Genomic DNA, 15,038 nt, shown 5'->3' with positions numbered 1-15,038 from the left:
GACGCAGCCCTACTTGCTCTTCGCCGTAAACACGCCGTCCCAATCTTCCGGCGCCGTCTCCGGCAGGGCGGCCAGCCGCTCGCAATAGAGAGCATGGGTGCCAGACAGCGGGTTCTTGGGTTCGCCCACAAAATCCTCGATCATCCGTCGGCATTCGGCAAAGTCTCCCGCCTGCCAGGCGTCGATGAAGGCTTCGTGGCGCGTAACGAGGGGTGCCGTTTCGGCCAAAGCCGGATCGCCATCGCGGCCGAGCAGCGTATAGAGCCGAACCGCTCCGCGGCGTCCAACGACCCGTACGCGGTCGACTTCGGCGAAGACGAAGCCCGGCGATTGCCGGCTGACCTCTTCCGTCACCAGGATGGTCACGTCATAAAGCTTGGTCATTCCCTCGACGCGCGAGGCGAGGTTGACGCTGTCGCCAAGGCAGGAATAGCTGAAGCGCTGGTCGGAGCCGAGATTGCCGACGCAGGCCATGCCGGTGTTGAGGCCAATGCCGATCTTGAGCGCCGTGCCGCGCTCGCGGTTCATCGCGTCGAGCGCCTCGACCATTGCGAGCGCCGAGCCGCAGGCTTTGGCCGGATGGTCGGCGATGTCGAGCGGCGCATTCCAGAAGGCCATGATCGCATCGCCGATATATTTATCGATCGTCGCTTCGCGCTCCAGAAGCACATCCGTCATCGGCGTCAGGAAGCGGTTGAGGAGTGCGGTGAGTTCGGTCGGCGTCAGGCTCTCCGACAGCGTGGTGAAACCGCGAATATCGGAAAACAGGATGGTCAACTCCCGGTCTTCACCCCCGAGCTTCAGCCCTTCCGGGTTTTCCGACAGCCGCTCGACCAGCGTCGGCGAGAGGTAGCGGCCAAAACTTTCGCGCACGAAGCGCTTCTCGCGATGCGTCAGCATCAAGAGGAGGGGAAGGGCGGTCAGCAGCACCGAGGCAAGCCCGCCGAGTGGTAATAGCGGATCAAACAGGACCAGCGACTTCGAAAAGGCGAACCAAGAGATGGCGCCGATCATCGCAGACAGGAGCACTGCGGACAGCACCGCCATCGCCGGCGACCCGAGCGCCAGGACCACAAGCAGCAACAGCCCCGCCACGACCGCTAGCCCGCGTTCCGCCCCGATGATCCAGTCTGGCCGCTGCAGGAAGACCCCGCTGGCGATCTGGTCGATGATCTCCGCATGCACCTTCACCCCCGGCATGGCGGGATCGATGGGCGTCGCGACGAGATCGCGCAAGCCGACCGCACTGGTGCCGATGAGGAGTATGCGTCCCGCAACCTGCGCGGCAAGGGTCTCGGCCTTTGTCGGATCGATGAGATCGGCGGCGGAAATGACCGGCATCGCCGGCAGGCCGGAATAATAGATCCACATCTCCCCGCCCGGACCGACGGGCACTTCCAGCGCGCCGACCCGCAGATCCGTCATGGCGAGCCGCCCGCCGCTGGTTGCCGAACGCACGATGAAGGAACCGGCCTGCTGGGCGATGCGCAGGGTCTCGATGGAGAGCGCCGGATAGAGCTTGCCCTGCGCCGTCGAGACCAGCGGAAAGCTGCGGATGATGTTATCGGCCGACGGCGGGAACGAGAAGTAACCGATCGCCGAAGCCGCGTCGCTGAGTTCAGGAAGGTTGGACAAGGCGCCGGAATAGCCGGAAAGCGCCTTGGCCGGGTCTTCGCCCAGAAAGGAAAAACCGGCCTTGGGGGCAGGGACCGGAGCCTGGGACTCATTGGTGAGCGCAATGCCGAGCGCCACCGCATGGCTGCGTGTCGCCTCGGCAAGCGCGAGGTCCGGATCGGGAAGCGAGGTGGCTGCAATGTCGAGAGCCACACCCTGGCGCCGCATACTTTCGATCAGCCGCGCCGGCGCAGTTCTGTCCGGCTCGGAAAATACGATGTCCAAGCCGATGGCGGCAGCCCCGAGCGCGCTCGCCTGTGTCACCATGTCGCCCACGACGCTGCGCGACCAGGGCCACTGGCCAAGCTTGGCGATCGACGCCTCGTCGATGTCGATCACCACAACCGGCGGATCAGTCGCCTCACGCGGCTTGATCTGCTGGTAGCCGTCGAAGACGAGCGCGGTCAGCCGGAAAGCCTGATCGGCAAAGATGGCATGAAAGGTGATGAACCCGGTCAGCGCCGCGGCCCCGATCAGCATCACCCCAAGCCTGCGCCGCTGCGACGACGACAGCCGCCGCGAGCTTGGTCGACCCTGATCCTGCCGCGCCCCCGCCACAGCCCGCCTTATCGGCTGCCGGCGAAGATGCCGGTCGACGACCAGGTGCCGTCCTCAGCGGTGAAGCTGCCCATGATGCCCTTCACGTAATCAGTCCCGTTCGAGGCGAAAGCCCCGGTGACGCTGCTCGAAACGGTTCCGGTTGTCCCGGTGCCGCTGAAAGTAGCCGTGCTGGAGCCGAATGTGACTGCCGTCGTGAAGGTCCTGCTGTCGAAATTCGAGATCTGAACGCTGCCGGTGCGTGTGCCGAAGTTCATTGTCGAGGACATGTCGCCGGTCGCGATATACTGCGAGCCACCCGACAGCACCGTGCCGACTGCATGGCCGGCATAGGTCGCTGTCCCTGAGATCGGCACATTGCTGTTGTTGGGAGTGTCACCAATGATCCAGTTGCCTAGGTGGACCTTGTACTCGACTTCTCCATAGGAGTTACGGCCCCACCAGCCCCAGGTCATGAATTCACAACTGCTGCAAATTTCCGCAGATGTATTGTTGTCGAAGATTTTCGCCGGCACAGCTGCCGAGGAGACCATGTAAGTGCCATCCTTCGAGCTGGTTGCCGCGATCAGTTGGTCGCTCAAGTACGTCCGGTCATCTTCATCGTAGAAGTCAGCATAGTATGTGCCACCGGGGGAGGTGATCCCACCGTAAAAGGTCCCCGCGGCCGCGTCAAAGGTCAGGGAAACCCGGCCGGACTTGATGGTATCCGTTCCGTACTCCGTGAGCACCCAGGACGAAAAACCATTGAGCGTTCCGCTGAAGGTGCGGCTGGCCGTTGTGGTGGCCGTATCGTCGCGGCTGGCGACGTGAACATAGTCGTAACCTTCGAACTCTCCGTCATCGTCGCCGAACTCGACGGTCGGAAGGCTGCCCGTGCCGACGATCAGGTACTCGCCGTCGGATCCGTAAAACTGATCGGCTCCGCTCTTTGTGCCGATGGTCGTCGTGACGCCTTGTCCGTGTTCGACTGAGGAGCTACCTGTATCTTTACCGGAACCTGCGGTTGACCCCACCAATCCATAGCCGCCACCGGTCAGCAGTTCGATGTTGCCAGCCGTGACGTTGATGGCGCTTGTCTGGCTTGCTCCGGTGCCGTCGATCAGCAGGGAAGCTTGCATCGCACGCCCTATGACGCCAGTCGTGCTGGAGACGCCGGCAACAAGAAGGTCGCTGGACACGGCCGAAGCAGTCGCATAGCCGCCGGTAAAGGGAATGGTCGTCCCGTCGATGTTCACCATCCCCTGGTTCAGCGCGTCGGGCTCCAGCACATAATGGAGGATCTCGCCGCTGGCCAAAGCATTCGTGGCACTCGCAGCGGTGCCCCCGATGACATAGAATGGGTTGCCGGTACCTCCGGTGCCCGTCGTCAGCATGTAAGCCACAAAGCCGTTGCTGCCCGTGTACACGGTTCCACTTACGGCAGTCCCGTTTGCCGTGCCGGTGACGGTCTGAGAGGTGAGAATTGCCGTTGATGCGAGAGTCGGCAGCGTAAAACTGTCGGATCCATATGTCCCGGTGGTCGTGCCATCAGCATTGGTCTTAATGGTAGCGTAACTGGTGTTGGTCTTGCCGGAGGATCCGACACCGCCACTGGGCACCAGAACAGCGACTGTTTCGCCCGTCGTCGCCTCCGGCCGCGTCGTATCCCGCGTTGCCTCCGCAGCAATCTGCTCCGGCGATGTCACCGGCAACGGCCGGGGCTGCGGAACCGGAATGCTGTTTTTCGCCGGCGGCTGTTGCGAATTGTTGTTTGCCACCTGGCTATTGCGCACGCTGTTGTCGCTCGGCACGGTCTGCGCGCCGCCGGTCTGGCCGGGCCGGCCGGCGAGATATTGCTGCAGGCTGCTCACCCAGAGCGGCGGCGTGCGCTTGACGCTGTTGCCGCCATCGCCGGCAACGATGGAGAAGCCCGGACGGAACACGCGCTCCGAACTGCCGCGGCTGTTCAGTTCCACCTGCTTGCCGAAGACCAGCGAGACATGCGGCGGGATGACCTGGCCGTCGGCGGTCTTGCCGTCGAGATTGATGTCGACCACGGCGCCACGAATGCCGGCCGTGCCGATCGGGGTATTGATCGTCACATCGCCGCTCGCCTTCGAGGCCTTGCCGCCGATGAAGCGCAACGCCCCCTTGGTCATGGTGGCGGCGAGCGATGCCGTTTGCGTTTCCGGATCATAGACGAAGCTGTCGATGACGATGGAGGAGTTCGGCCCGACGGTAAACGAGGTGCCGTCGGCCAGCAGGATCTGCACGAGGCCCTGCGGTCCGGTCTCGATGCGCTGATTGCGCACCACCGGGTCGCCAAGCGAGATCAGCTTGCGTTTGCCGCTGCCCTCGACGACCGAGGCGGTTGGGTTCACCGCAGCGGTGACGCCGGCAACATTGGTTTCGGCATGGCTCAAAGAGGCGCCCGAAACGACCACGGCGACAGAGGCGGCGAGAAGCGCGGAGCTCGACAGGATGCGGTTCATGGTCATCTCCTAGAAGCTCGACTGGATGCCAAGGGACACACTGATATTATCGAAAGTCTTGATGTCGTAGTTCGACCAGACCTTGCGGTAGCCTGCCTCCGCCACCAGCGCCACGTGTTCGTTGAACGGTATAATCTGCCGCAGGTTGACGCTGAATTCGGTGTCCTGCTGGCTCTCGTCCGCATTGATCATGGCATCCGGGCCGTCATAATTGCGCCGGGAGAGGCCGCTGTCGAGCGCCAGAACCCAGGCCGGCCCCTCGCCCACCGGCGAGGCGAAGCGCCAGGCGCTGCCAAGGCCGAGGCCCACTTCCGTCGACGAAAGATAATCCGCTTCGGCGCTTCTGCGGGTGGCAAGCAACCGCGCTGAGAGGTTGAAATCTTCGGTCACCTGACGCGAATAGGAAAGCTGGCCGTCGAAGCGGTCGCCGGTCTGGTATTCCGCAGTCTTGCGCGACTTCGTGTTGTTATAGTCCTCGTAGCGATATTCGACCTGCGCGCCGATGCCGTCGCTTGGGGTGACCTGCCAGTTGAACACGGTCGAAGCCCCGATCGAGGCGAGATAACGGTCGCCCTCGATCAACACGCCGCTCGACAGCAGGAACACCGACAGCGTGCGATCATCGAGACCGAAGCGCGCCAGATCAAAGGTCGGGCCGACAAAGGCTTCGAGCGCACCCGTGTTAAGCGTGTCGCGATCCCGGTAGCCGGCGGTGTAGCCGGAAAGTCCCGCCTCGATCGCGATACCCTGTTCATCCAGCTCGTGGCGATAGCGGACGGAACTGGTGAGGAAGGCGTTGAAGTCTTCGCCCGCGACAGCCAGGCTGTCGAGCGTATAGGGCAGGCCGTTCAGCGTCACGGTCGAGTTGCCGGGACCGGCATTGGCATTGCTCTGATAGCGGATGCCGGCGCGCACCATCCCGGTGAGCGATGTCGGCGCTGCCCGCTTGTCGATCGCCGACAGATATTCCTCGACCTTGGCCGTCACCTCGGGTGGCACGTTGCCGGCAGACTGTGCCCCTTCGAAATATTGCCGCGCGGTCTCATAGGCCCCGAGCCGGTAATAGAGCACACCGAGCTCCAACTGCAGGCGCGGCAGGCCGGGCGCATAGATCAGCATGCGTTCCAAGGTCGAGACGGCACCTTCGAGGTCGCCTGCCTGCGATGACAAAGCGGCATATTGAAACGCCGTATCCAGATCGTCGGGCTGCGCCATCATCCGGGCAAACAGCGCCTTGCGTTCGGCCTCGATCGTCTCCAGCGACTGCCCTGCAGGGCGCGGCACGACATTCTGCGAAGACTGGGCAAGGGCATCAACAGCGCAGAGCGACAAGCCGCACGCGACCAGCATGCCGGCGATGGGAAGCGAAGAAAAAAAGAGCTTGCTGAAACTAGGGGATGAAAAAATCATGACGGCAACTCTTTGCAGCGGACGGATGAACGGCATTTACGATGAGTTGAACCGAAGTATGAAGCAGAGAAACGGGCCCTCAACGGCCAAGTTTGGGGCCTTCCCCGCCGAAACCACGCCTGTGTCACATCTGTAAAGCTGCAGTGCAGCAAGGGCAAGAGCCGGCCACGCGCTGTCGCATCTTGGTGGGGGCCGCTCCCGGGACCTCGATCTAGGTCCTGAACCGAGCGTGCAGTTCGTGCAAAAGGTCACGGAACTTTGATTTTTCTGCCCGGCCCCCGCCTTGTTTGCCGCAATCTGGCGTTATAACGGTTGAGCCCAGAATAACCGTCATTCCAACAGGTAAGAGACCGATGTCGATGTCTGAACTCACGATCACCAAGCGCCGCCTGCTGAGCGGCATTGCCATGGCTGGCGCGCTTGCCGCCCTGTCGGCCTGCAGCGATGAAAAGTCGGCCAGTGCCGAACAGCCGGTGCCGGCGGTCAGCAACGAGACCACGGCCTCGACCACCGCAGTGGAAATGCCGAAATCCGATCGCGATGTCGACATGGAAGCCGCCCTGAAGCCGGGCCCGCTCAAGGAAATGACGCTCGGCGACCCGAACGCGCCGGTCAAGATCATCGAATACATGTCGATGACCTGCCCGCATTGCGCGCACTTCCACGAAACCACCTTCGACGCGATCAAGACCAAGTATGTCGACAGCGGCAAGGCTTACTTCGTGCTGCGCGAATTCCCCTTCCCGCAGGACACGGCATCGCTCGCCGCCTTCATGCTCGCGCGCTGCACGACCGAAGACAAGTTCTTCCCCTTCGTCGGCATGTTCCTGAAGCAGCAGCGTGCCTGGGCAGCCCCTGACAACGGCGATGTACGTGCCGCCATGCTGCAACTGTCGAAACTCGGCGGTTTTACACAGGAGACCTTCGACGCCTGCTTGACGAACGCGAAGCTTGCCGGTGATGTGACGGCAGTCCGCGACCGCGGTGCACAGGAATTCGGCGTCAACTCGACGCCAACCTTCCTGATCAATGGCAAGGCCTATTCGGGGGACATGTCGGTTGACTCCATGTCGGCCCTCATCGACAGCCTGCTCTAATCGACGCTCCGTTCTGACGACGGGCGCCGGGGAAACCCATGCGCCCGTTTTTCATGCGCCCCAGCAGGGGATTGAGGCATGAAATTCAACCGCCTGCGTCTCCTCGGCTTCAAGTCCTTTGTCGAACCCTCCGAATTCGTCATCGAGCGCGGCCTGACCGGCATTGTCGGCCCCAACGGCTGCGGCAAGTCGAACCTTGTCGAGGCGCTTCGCTGGGTCATGGGCGAAAACTCCTACAAGAACATGCGCGCGTCCGGCATGGACGACGTCATCTTCTCCGGCTCCGGCAACCGTCCGGCCCGCAACACGGCGGAAGTCGGCCTCTATCTCGACAATTCCGACCGCACGGCACCGGCCGCCTTCAACGATGCCGACGAGATCCAGGTCACCCGCCGCATCGAGCGCGGCGCCGGCTCCGTCTACCGCATCAATGGCAAGGAAGCCCGCGCCAAGGACGTACAGCTTCTCTTTGCCGATGCCTCGACCGGCGCGCGTTCGCCCTCGATGGTCGGCCAGGGCCGCATCGGCGAACTGATCCAGGCGAAGCCGCAGGCCCGCCGTCAATTGCTGGAAGAAGCCGCCGGCATTTCCGGCCTGCATTCCCGCCGCCACGAGGCGGAACTCAGGCTGCGCGCCGCCGAGACCAATCTGGAGCGGCTGGAAGACATCACCGCCCAGCTCGAAAACCAGATCGAGAGCCTGAAACGCCAGGCCCGCCAGGCCAACCGCTTCAAGCAGCTGTCGGCCGACATCCGCGCCCATGAGGCCATGCTCTTGCACATCCGCTGGTCGCAGGCCAAACAGGCCGAGGGCGAGGCCGAAAGTGCGCTGAACCAGGCGATGTCGATCGTCGCCGAAAAGGCGAACCACCAAATGGAGGCGGCCAAGCTCCAGGCCATTGCCAGCCTGAAAATGCCGGAGCTGCGGGAGGAGGAGGCGAAATGTGCCGCAGCGCTCCAGCGCCTGCAGATCGCCCGCAGCCAGCTCGACGAGGAAGCAAGCCGCATCCTGCGCCGCCGCGACGAACTCACCCGGCGCTTGGCCCAGCTCGACGAGGACATCCGCCGCGAGGAGCGCCTGGTCTCTGAGAATGTCGAGGTCATCCAGCGGCTGGCGGAAGAGGAGGCCGAACTCGAGGAAACTCTCGCCGATGCCGGCCGCTTCGCCGAAGAGGCCAAGGAGATCTTCGACGCGGCTGCCGCAACCCTTGCCGACAGCGAACGCGACTTCACCCGGCTGACTGCCGAACGCGCCGAGGCCGCCGCCGGCCGTAACCAGCTGGACCGCGCGATCCGCGATCTTGCCGAGCGTCGCGCAAGGCTGGAGCGTCAGGTCTCCGACGCTTCCCGCGAACTCTCCGACATCTCCGACCGGATCGCCGCTCTCCCCGATCCGGACGAAAAGCGCGAAATGGTCGAGATCGCCGAACAGGCCGTCGCCGATGCTGAAAGTGCTGCCATGGAGGCCGAGGCGGCGCTCAATGAGGCCCGCCGCACCGAAAGCCATCTGCGCCAGCCGCTCGAAGCAGCCCGCGCCCGCGTCAACGGTCTGGAGACCGAAGCCCGCACCATCGCCCGCATCCTCGCCTCCACCTCGACGGGCGACTTCCCGCCGGTCGCCGATGAACTCTCCGTCGATCGTGGCTTCGAGACCGCACTCGGTGCCGCCCTCGGCGACGACCTCGATAGCGCCCTCGATCTCACGGCCCCCGCCCACTGGCATGGCAATGGCGACGGAGCAGGGGACCCGGCGCTGCCGTCAGGCGCAAAACCGCTGATCGCCCATGTCCGTGCACCCCCAGCGCTCACCCGCGCGCTCCGCCAGATTGGCGTGGTCGAGGAAGCGGATGCGCTCCACCTGATGGCAAGCCTCGCCCCTGGCCAGCGTCTGGTCACCCGCGACGGCGCCGTCTATCGCTGGGACGGCCACGTCACGGGCGCCGATGCCCCGAGTGCCGCAGCGCTTCGCCTTGCCCAGAAGAACCGCCTCGCCGAAATCGAGATCGAGACCGAAGAGGCCCGCGACCAGATGGTCGAGGCCGAGGATCGCTTGAACGAGGCCGCCGATGCCATCCGCACGGAAGAGGCGCGTCTGACCGACGCCCGTGACCGCAGCCGCCTGACGGTCCGTGCGCTCGCCGAAGCCCGCGATGCCCTTGCCCGGGCCGAACGCGCCTCGGGCGATCTCATCCGCCGCCGCGAGGTGATCGAGGAGGCGGTGAATGGCCTGAAGGGGCAGATCGAGGAAATCGTTGAGCAGGAAGAGACTGCCCGCATCGAGATGGAGGAGACGCCTGATCTCTCCGCCCTCGACGCTCGTCTGCGCGATGCCGAATCCGTCGTCGCCCGCGACCGTGGCCTGCTCGCCGAAGCTCGCGCCCGTTTCGAAGGCCTTGCTCGCGAGGACGAGATGCGCCGCCGCCGCATTCTCTCGATCCGCCAGGAAAAGCAGAACTGGCAGAACCGCGCCAAGTCTGCCGAAGAACACATCGCGACCCTGCGCGAGCGCGAGGTCGAAGCACGGGAGGAGATCACCGATCTCGAAATGGCACCCGACGAGTTCGAGGACAAGCGCCGCAACCTGATGACCGCCCTCGACAAGGCCGAGAAGGACCGCCGCGACGCCGCAGACCGTTTGATCGAAGCCGAAACCCGCCAGCGCGAGGCCGACCAGAAGGCGGCCGCCGCGCTCGCCGAACTCGCCGAGTCCAGAGAAAAACGCGGCCGTGCCGAAGAGCGCCTCGTCTCCGCTCGCGAATGGCGCGTCGATGCCGAAGCCCGCATCGCCGAAGCCCTCAACGTGCCCCCGCACGAAGCCTTCCGCCTGACAGGCCTGAAGGACCCCTCACAGATCGGCGACCTGCGCGAGGTCGAGCGCAATGTCGACCGGCTGAAGATGGAGCGCGAAAGGCTCGGCGCCGTGAACCTGCGTGCCGAAGAAGAGCAGAAGGAACTGTCGGAGAAGCTTGCAGCGCTGATCAAGGAGCGCGACGACATCATTGATGCGATCCGCAAGCTGCGCGGCGCGATTCAGAGCCTCAATCGCGAAGGCCGCGAACGCCTGCTCGCCGCCTTCGATGTGGTCAACGCCCAGTTCCAGCGCCTCTTCACCCACCTGTTCAATGGCGGCACGGCCGAACTGCAGCTGATCGAAAGCGACGACCCGCTCGAAGCCGGCCTCGAAATCCTCGCCCGCCCGCCGGGCAAGAAGCCGCAGACCATGACGCTGCTGTCAGGCGGTGAACAGGCGCTCACCGCCATGGCGCTGATCTTCGCCGTCTTTCTCACCAACCCCGCGCCGATCTGCGTGCTCGACGAAGTCGACGCACCGCTAGACGACCACAATGTCGAACGCTATTGCAACCTGATGGACGAAATGGCCGCCTCCACCGAGACCCGCTTCGTCATCATCACCCACAACCCCATCACCATGGCCCGCATGAACCGTCTCTTCGGCGTCACCATGGCCGAACAGGGCGTTTCCCAGCTCGTCTCCGTCGACCTGCAGACGGCGGAGGCGTTGCGGGAAAGGGATCAGGTTTAAAATCTACCGCCTTGTTCCCAGATTGGGAACGTGTTAGGGTTGTGCATGCGCGTTATCGCCCGATCCGCGTTACTTGAATTCTGTGAACGCCTTCCGACCGGGGTGCGTGTGTCTGCACGTGCCGCAATGCTGGAGTGGCATACCAGGGTAGAAGCGGCTCGCTGGCATACTTTCGCGGACGTAAGGGCGACGTTCAATTCGGCGGACTATGTGACGGACGGTAAGATCGTTTTCGATGTCGGTGGCAACAAGTTCAGGATCGTGGCGTTGGTTGGTTTCAGAACCGGGCGCGTCTTCATTCTGTTCGTTGGCACCCACAAGGAATACGATGGGATCGATGTTGCCAAGCTTTGAGGAATTGTAATGAACATCAGCACCATCCGGACATTGGCCAACGAAGCCGAATATCGCGAGGCGCTCATCGCGATCCGTCCATATTTCGATAATGAACCGGCAGAGGGCACACCGCAGGCCGCACATTTCGATGCTTTGGCGCTGCTGATCGAAGAATATGAAGATCGTCAATACCCAATGCCAAAGGCGGCTCCGGTGGAGGTGATTAAGGCCGTGATGGCAGCAAACAACTATACGCGTGCGGATCTTGTGGGGGTTCTCGGTTCCAAGTCGCGAGCGGCGGACCTTCTGAACGGACGGCGCGAGATCAATCTTGACCAGATCCGCAAGATCAGTCGTGCCTGGGGAATCCCGGCCGGCGCGTTGATCGGCGAAATAGCGGCCTGATGAGAAAGCGACTGGTCTCCGCGTTGCTGGTGTGCAGCATCAATCTTGCCCACGCCCAATCCCCCGACACCTCCCTCTCCGGAAACTTCCTGCCAAAAGTTCTCGAAGCCTCTGCAGCGCATCGCGACAGTCTGCTGGAGATGATCAAGGGCAAGCCGGGGCTTCCCTTCTGGGTGCGCGCTCTGGTGCGCGAGCCGCATTATGTCGCGCTCGCCTCGGAAGAAGTCGTGATTGCCGGGGAGCGGCGGCAGAAATTTCGCGCCTGCGAAGCGGGCTTTTGCGAGGCGAGCTGGCTGGTCGTGATCTTCACAGCCGACGGCAAACATGTTGTGCTGAAAGTCTCCGACGCCAAGCTTGGCGTCAAATTCTTCGGTGATCCCACGCCCGACGAACTGGTCGCACTGGCGAATTGAAGACGCCGCATCAGGCGGACGCCGGTCCCTTCTCCACCCTGACCGGCAGGGCCGAGCTCGCAAAAATCGACCCCAGAATGAGCGGCAGGCAGACGAGATAGGCGTTGCGGATGCCGAAAGCTTCCGCGACGAAGCCGAGGAGCGGCGGGCCGAGGAAGAAGACGACGAAGGCCATCTGGCCGATCGCCGCCACATTGACGACCGCCGGCCTGTCCGTCCGCTGGGCGGCGGCCGTCACCGCCATCGGATAGACCGCGCTGCAGCCGGCCCCCATCAGGGCAAAGCCGAGCAGGGCGAGATACGGATGTGGCGCCAGCCACACCAGCGCGATCCCGAGTGCCGCCACCGTCAGCAGAACGCGCCCGACGAGACGTGCCCCATGCCGGTCGACCACCGGATCGACGGTGAGGCGGGCCAGCGCCATGAAGAAGCCGAACAGGGTGAGGCCCGAGCCGGAAATGAAGGGCGAGACCTCGAACACCTCGTTCATGTAGATCGTCGACCAGTCGATGCCGGCACCCTCGATCAGGAAGGCCGAGGTGCCGATGATGCAGAGCGGAAGGAGACCCAGCGTCGGCAGGGCGAAATGCGGTTGATCTTGCGCCGGGCCGGCATGCACGAGATGCGGCGCATTCTTCATTCCGGCGATCGTCACGGCGGCGATCACGAACATCACCGCGAGCAGCACATGCATATGCGTCTGCATGCTGATCTCTGCCTGGCGCACCAGGGAGGCAGTGATGGCGGTCACGAAAAAGCCGAGGCTCCAGCAGCCATGCGCCCGGTTCATGATGCCAAAGCCGATCTGCGCCTCGATCCGGCCGATCTCCACATTGAGACAGATTTCCAGCGCACCGGCCAAGAGCCCCATGACAAAGAGCGTGGCAAAGACCAGGGGGGCATTGGGCAGAAGCGGAATGGTCGAGAGCAGCGCCATCACGCCGAGCAAAGAGATGGCCAGCGTCGTGCGCGTGCCGAGCCGGACGATCAGCGGCGAGGAGAGGGTCAGCGAAATCAGCGATCCGATCGCCATGCCGATCAGCGTCATCCCCAGTTGCGCCTTGTTGACCCCAAGATGCGCCTGCAGGTCCGGCAGCCGCGAAAACAGCGAGCCGGTCGACATGGCGAAGAGGAAGAAGGCGATATAGACGCGAAACTGCGGGGGGATATGCATCAGGGCGACTCGACTTGTCAGACAACTCGTCAGGGACGTGCCAGCATTCGCCCAACAAGTCCAGCCATGCGAGACGTCGATCGGTTCGCCACCGGACAAGGTCATTCGTTGGCGCTGCTCGCCGAGGCATATGGCGGGCACCGAGACATGCCCCATACGCGCCGTCATCCTCGGCCTTGTGCCGAGGATCTGCCAAGGGTGGCGATGAATGGGACGCCTAAGGGAAGGTTCTAAACGTCGAACCAATAGCGACGGCAGTCGATCCTCGGGACAAGCCCGAGGATGACGACCCGGGGAATGGCGCCGCGCCAAAGAAGAAATGCCGGAAGCCGTAACGCGACATTCGACCCGTTGCCAATCGCCCATCCGCCGGCCCAGACACGCTGTCATCCTCGGCCTTGTGCCGAGGATCTGTCGAGGGTGGCCATGCATGGGAGGCGTGCGGGAGGGGCCGTGAACGTCGAGCAAATAGCAGCGGCAGTAGATCCTCGGGACAAGCCCGAGGATGACGAAGGGGGTCGTGAAAACGAAAACGCCGGAAGCAAGCTCCCGGCATCCCTCAATTGGCGACTGCCTATTCGCTAGCGCTCAGCCCGCCGAATTTATCTGCCGCGCCACCACATCATGGTTCAGCCACAGCACCGGCGCCGAAGGGTTCGCCACCTCCCCGAAAATCAGCGCGCCGGTCGCTTCGACCACGAGCACGCTCAGATAGTCTGAGATCAGCGCCTTGCCGTCCTTGTGCATCTGGGCGATCTCGGTCGAGGTGCCGATGGTGATGTCGGACTGGCCCTGGCTGTTGGGCATCGGCCACTTGTTGAAGTCGTAGAACGGCTCCATCACCGCGCTCACCTGGAAATCGGCGATCTTCTGGAGAACGTCGTCGATGGTGGCACCATCGACCAAAAGCGCCTGGCAGTCAGCCCAGATCTTCTCAGCCCGCGCGCCGCCGTTTTCCTTCTTCAGCGCCTTCAAGAGCGGCAGAAGCGGCAGTTCGATGCCGGCAAAGACGTCGGACGAATTGGTGCGGATCTCAGGGCAGTTGAACACAGTCGCCTTGATGCCGGATGCAAAAGCCTCTTCGGCAATCGCCTCGAGCTTCATCTTGGCATAGCCCTGGGTGTAGTTCGTATAGGTCTGCCAGCGGTATTCGTCGCCGATCAGGATGCCGGTGCCGTGGTAGCCATAGGCCGAGTAACGCACCTGGCCACCGCTGTTTTCGATGCGGGCGCGGATCGCGGCACTGCCTTCGATCAGGTGGCGGAAGGTGTTGGCCGAGACTTCATCAAAATTCTGCAGGATCAGTTTGCCAAGATCGCTTTCCAAGAGCACCTGCGAGGACATGTGACGCGCGCCACGACCCTTGTAGATGCGGTTGGCGAGCACCAGGAACACCTTGGCCTTGGGAATGCCGCCAGCCATGGTGTGGGCGAAGTGGACGTTCTTGCCGTCGGCGATCATGCCTTCAAGCTCGGCCATGATCTTGGCAACGGCATCCTGAAAGCGCTTCACGCCGATCTCGCGGCACTTTTCGATATGCGCCCAGTCGAGCTTTTCGGTTTCCCAGTTTTCCAGCGTCAGCGCGCCGAGGAGGTCGGTCGGCGTCGGTTCGCCTTCCGGCGCATCGAGGTCGAAGCCGGCCATGGCGGGCACATTGATGATCCGGCCGCCGAGATTGGCCTCCGCCTGCGCCAGTTCTTCTTCGTTAAGCGGGCGAAGCTTGTTGTTCTCGTCACGGCGACCAACGGTGATCCCGATGATCTCCATGCCGGCCTTTTTGGCCTGGTCGAGAAGGCCAGTCACATAGCCGCGACCAAACAATTCACCGAAGAGAACGAAGACATCACCCTTTTTATACAGGGTATTCTGCGGGATCTGCGTCAGGGAGACCGGGCTTGTCAGGGGCATTTGCGAATCCGGATTACAATACTCGTGCAAGCCCACTACCAAAGTCTTG

General features: G+C 63.1%; 10 protein-coding genes. 5 read left to right on the top strand and 5 right to left on the bottom strand.

Annotated features, from left to right (window positions below):
- Positions 1-9: 9 nt before the first annotated feature.
- From ASE36_RS03655 to ASE36_RS03645, 3 genes are all read right to left on the bottom strand, one after another.
- Positions 10-2,154, bottom strand: a complete 2,145-nt coding sequence (locus ASE36_RS03655) for a CHASE2 domain-containing protein (RefSeq protein ID WP_062275671.1) — start codon at positions 2,152-2,154, stop codon at positions 10-12.
- Between the two features lie 86 nt (positions 2,155-2,240).
- Positions 2,241-4,703 carry a FecR domain-containing protein gene (locus ASE36_RS03650; RefSeq protein WP_062275669.1) on the bottom strand — a complete coding sequence of 821 codons (2,463 nt, stop codon included), beginning with the start codon at positions 4,701-4,703 and terminating at the stop codon, positions 2,241-2,243.
- Between the two features lie 9 nt (positions 4,704-4,712).
- Entirely contained in the window at positions 4,713-6,113 is a 1,401-nt protein-coding gene (locus tag ASE36_RS03645) for a tetratricopeptide repeat protein (RefSeq protein ID WP_062275667.1), read from the bottom strand.
- Positions 6,114-6,466: 353 nt separating this feature from the next.
- On the opposite strand from ASE36_RS03645, the gene ASE36_RS03640 reads away from it, so the two are divergent.
- From ASE36_RS03640 to ASE36_RS03620, 5 genes are all read left to right on the top strand, one after another.
- Positions 6,467-7,210, top strand: a complete 744-nt coding sequence (locus tag ASE36_RS03640) for a DsbA family protein (protein WP_062275665.1) — start codon at positions 6,467-6,469, stop codon at positions 7,208-7,210.
- Between the two features lie 78 nt (positions 7,211-7,288).
- The gene (locus ASE36_RS03635) at positions 7,289-10,753 is read left to right on the top strand and encodes a chromosome segregation SMC family protein (RefSeq protein WP_062275663.1); all 3,465 of its coding nucleotides are present in this window, start codon (positions 7,289-7,291) and stop codon (positions 10,751-10,753) included.
- Positions 10,754-10,798: 45 nt separating this feature from the next.
- Positions 10,799-11,107 (top strand): type II toxin-antitoxin system HigB family toxin, encoded by a 309-nt coding sequence (locus ASE36_RS03630; protein WP_062275661.1) that lies wholly within the window; start codon positions 10,799-10,801, stop codon positions 11,105-11,107.
- A 9-nt stretch (positions 11,108-11,116) separates the two neighbouring features.
- Entirely contained in the window at positions 11,117-11,494 is a 378-nt protein-coding gene (locus ASE36_RS03625) for a helix-turn-helix domain-containing protein (protein WP_062275659.1), read from the top strand.
- The gene (locus tag ASE36_RS03620; protein ID WP_062275657.1) at positions 11,494-11,907 is read left to right on the top strand and encodes an Ivy family c-type lysozyme inhibitor; all 414 of its coding nucleotides are present in this window, start codon (positions 11,494-11,496) and stop codon (positions 11,905-11,907) included. Before ASE36_RS03625 ends, ASE36_RS03620 begins: the two co-directional genes overlap by 1 nt.
- Before the next feature lie 10 nt (positions 11,908-11,917).
- Here the strand turns inward: ASE36_RS03620 and ASE36_RS03615 are convergent, their stop codons facing one another.
- Complete coding sequence (locus tag ASE36_RS03615) at positions 11,918-13,081, bottom strand: MFS transporter (protein ID WP_062275655.1); 1,164 nt, start codon at positions 13,079-13,081, stop codon at positions 11,918-11,920.
- A 588-nt stretch (positions 13,082-13,669) separates the two neighbouring features.
- Positions 13,670-14,983 (bottom strand): enoyl-acyl carrier protein reductase FabMG, encoded by a 1,314-nt coding sequence (locus ASE36_RS03610; RefSeq protein WP_062277987.1) that lies wholly within the window; start codon positions 14,981-14,983, stop codon positions 13,670-13,672.
- Positions 14,984-15,038 lie beyond the last annotated feature (55 nt).

The organism is Rhizobium sp. Root274 (assembly GCF_001429245.1).
Lineage (GTDB): Bacteria > Pseudomonadota > Alphaproteobacteria > Rhizobiales > Rhizobiaceae > Allorhizobium.
Note: the sequence above shows the minus strand (reverse complement) of the source record. Positions and strands in the feature narration are given on the sequence as shown.

What these genes read in the sequence shown, in the direction of transcription:
- ASE36_RS03635 (WP_062275663.1), top strand. Translation starts at nt 7,289, where the DNA reads ATGAAATTCAACCGCCTGCGTCTCCTCGGCTTCAAGTCCTTTGTCGAA.
- ASE36_RS03615 (WP_062275655.1), bottom strand. Translation starts at nt 13,081, where the DNA reads ATGCATATCCCCCCGCAGTTTCGCGTCTATATCGCCTTCTTCCTCTTC.
- ASE36_RS03650 (WP_062275669.1), bottom strand. Translation starts at nt 4,703, where the DNA reads ATGAACCGCATCCTGTCGAGCTCCGCGCTTCTCGCCGCCTCTGTCGCC.
- ASE36_RS03630 (WP_062275661.1), top strand. Translation starts at nt 10,799, where the DNA reads ATGCGCGTTATCGCCCGATCCGCGTTACTTGAATTCTGTGAACGCCTT.
- ASE36_RS03625 (WP_062275659.1), top strand. Translation starts at nt 11,117, where the DNA reads ATGAACATCAGCACCATCCGGACATTGGCCAACGAAGCCGAATATCGC.
- ASE36_RS03645 (WP_062275667.1), bottom strand. Translation starts at nt 6,113, where the DNA reads ATGATTTTTTCATCCCCTAGTTTCAGCAAGCTCTTTTTTTCTTCGCTT.
- ASE36_RS03620 (WP_062275657.1), top strand. Translation starts at nt 11,494, where the DNA reads ATGAGAAAGCGACTGGTCTCCGCGTTGCTGGTGTGCAGCATCAATCTT.
- ASE36_RS03655 (WP_062275671.1), bottom strand. Translation starts at nt 2,154, where the DNA reads ATGCTGATCGGGGCCGCGGCGCTGACCGGGTTCATCACCTTTCATGCC.
- ASE36_RS03640 (WP_062275665.1), top strand. Translation starts at nt 6,467, where the DNA reads ATGTCGATGTCTGAACTCACGATCACCAAGCGCCGCCTGCTGAGCGGC.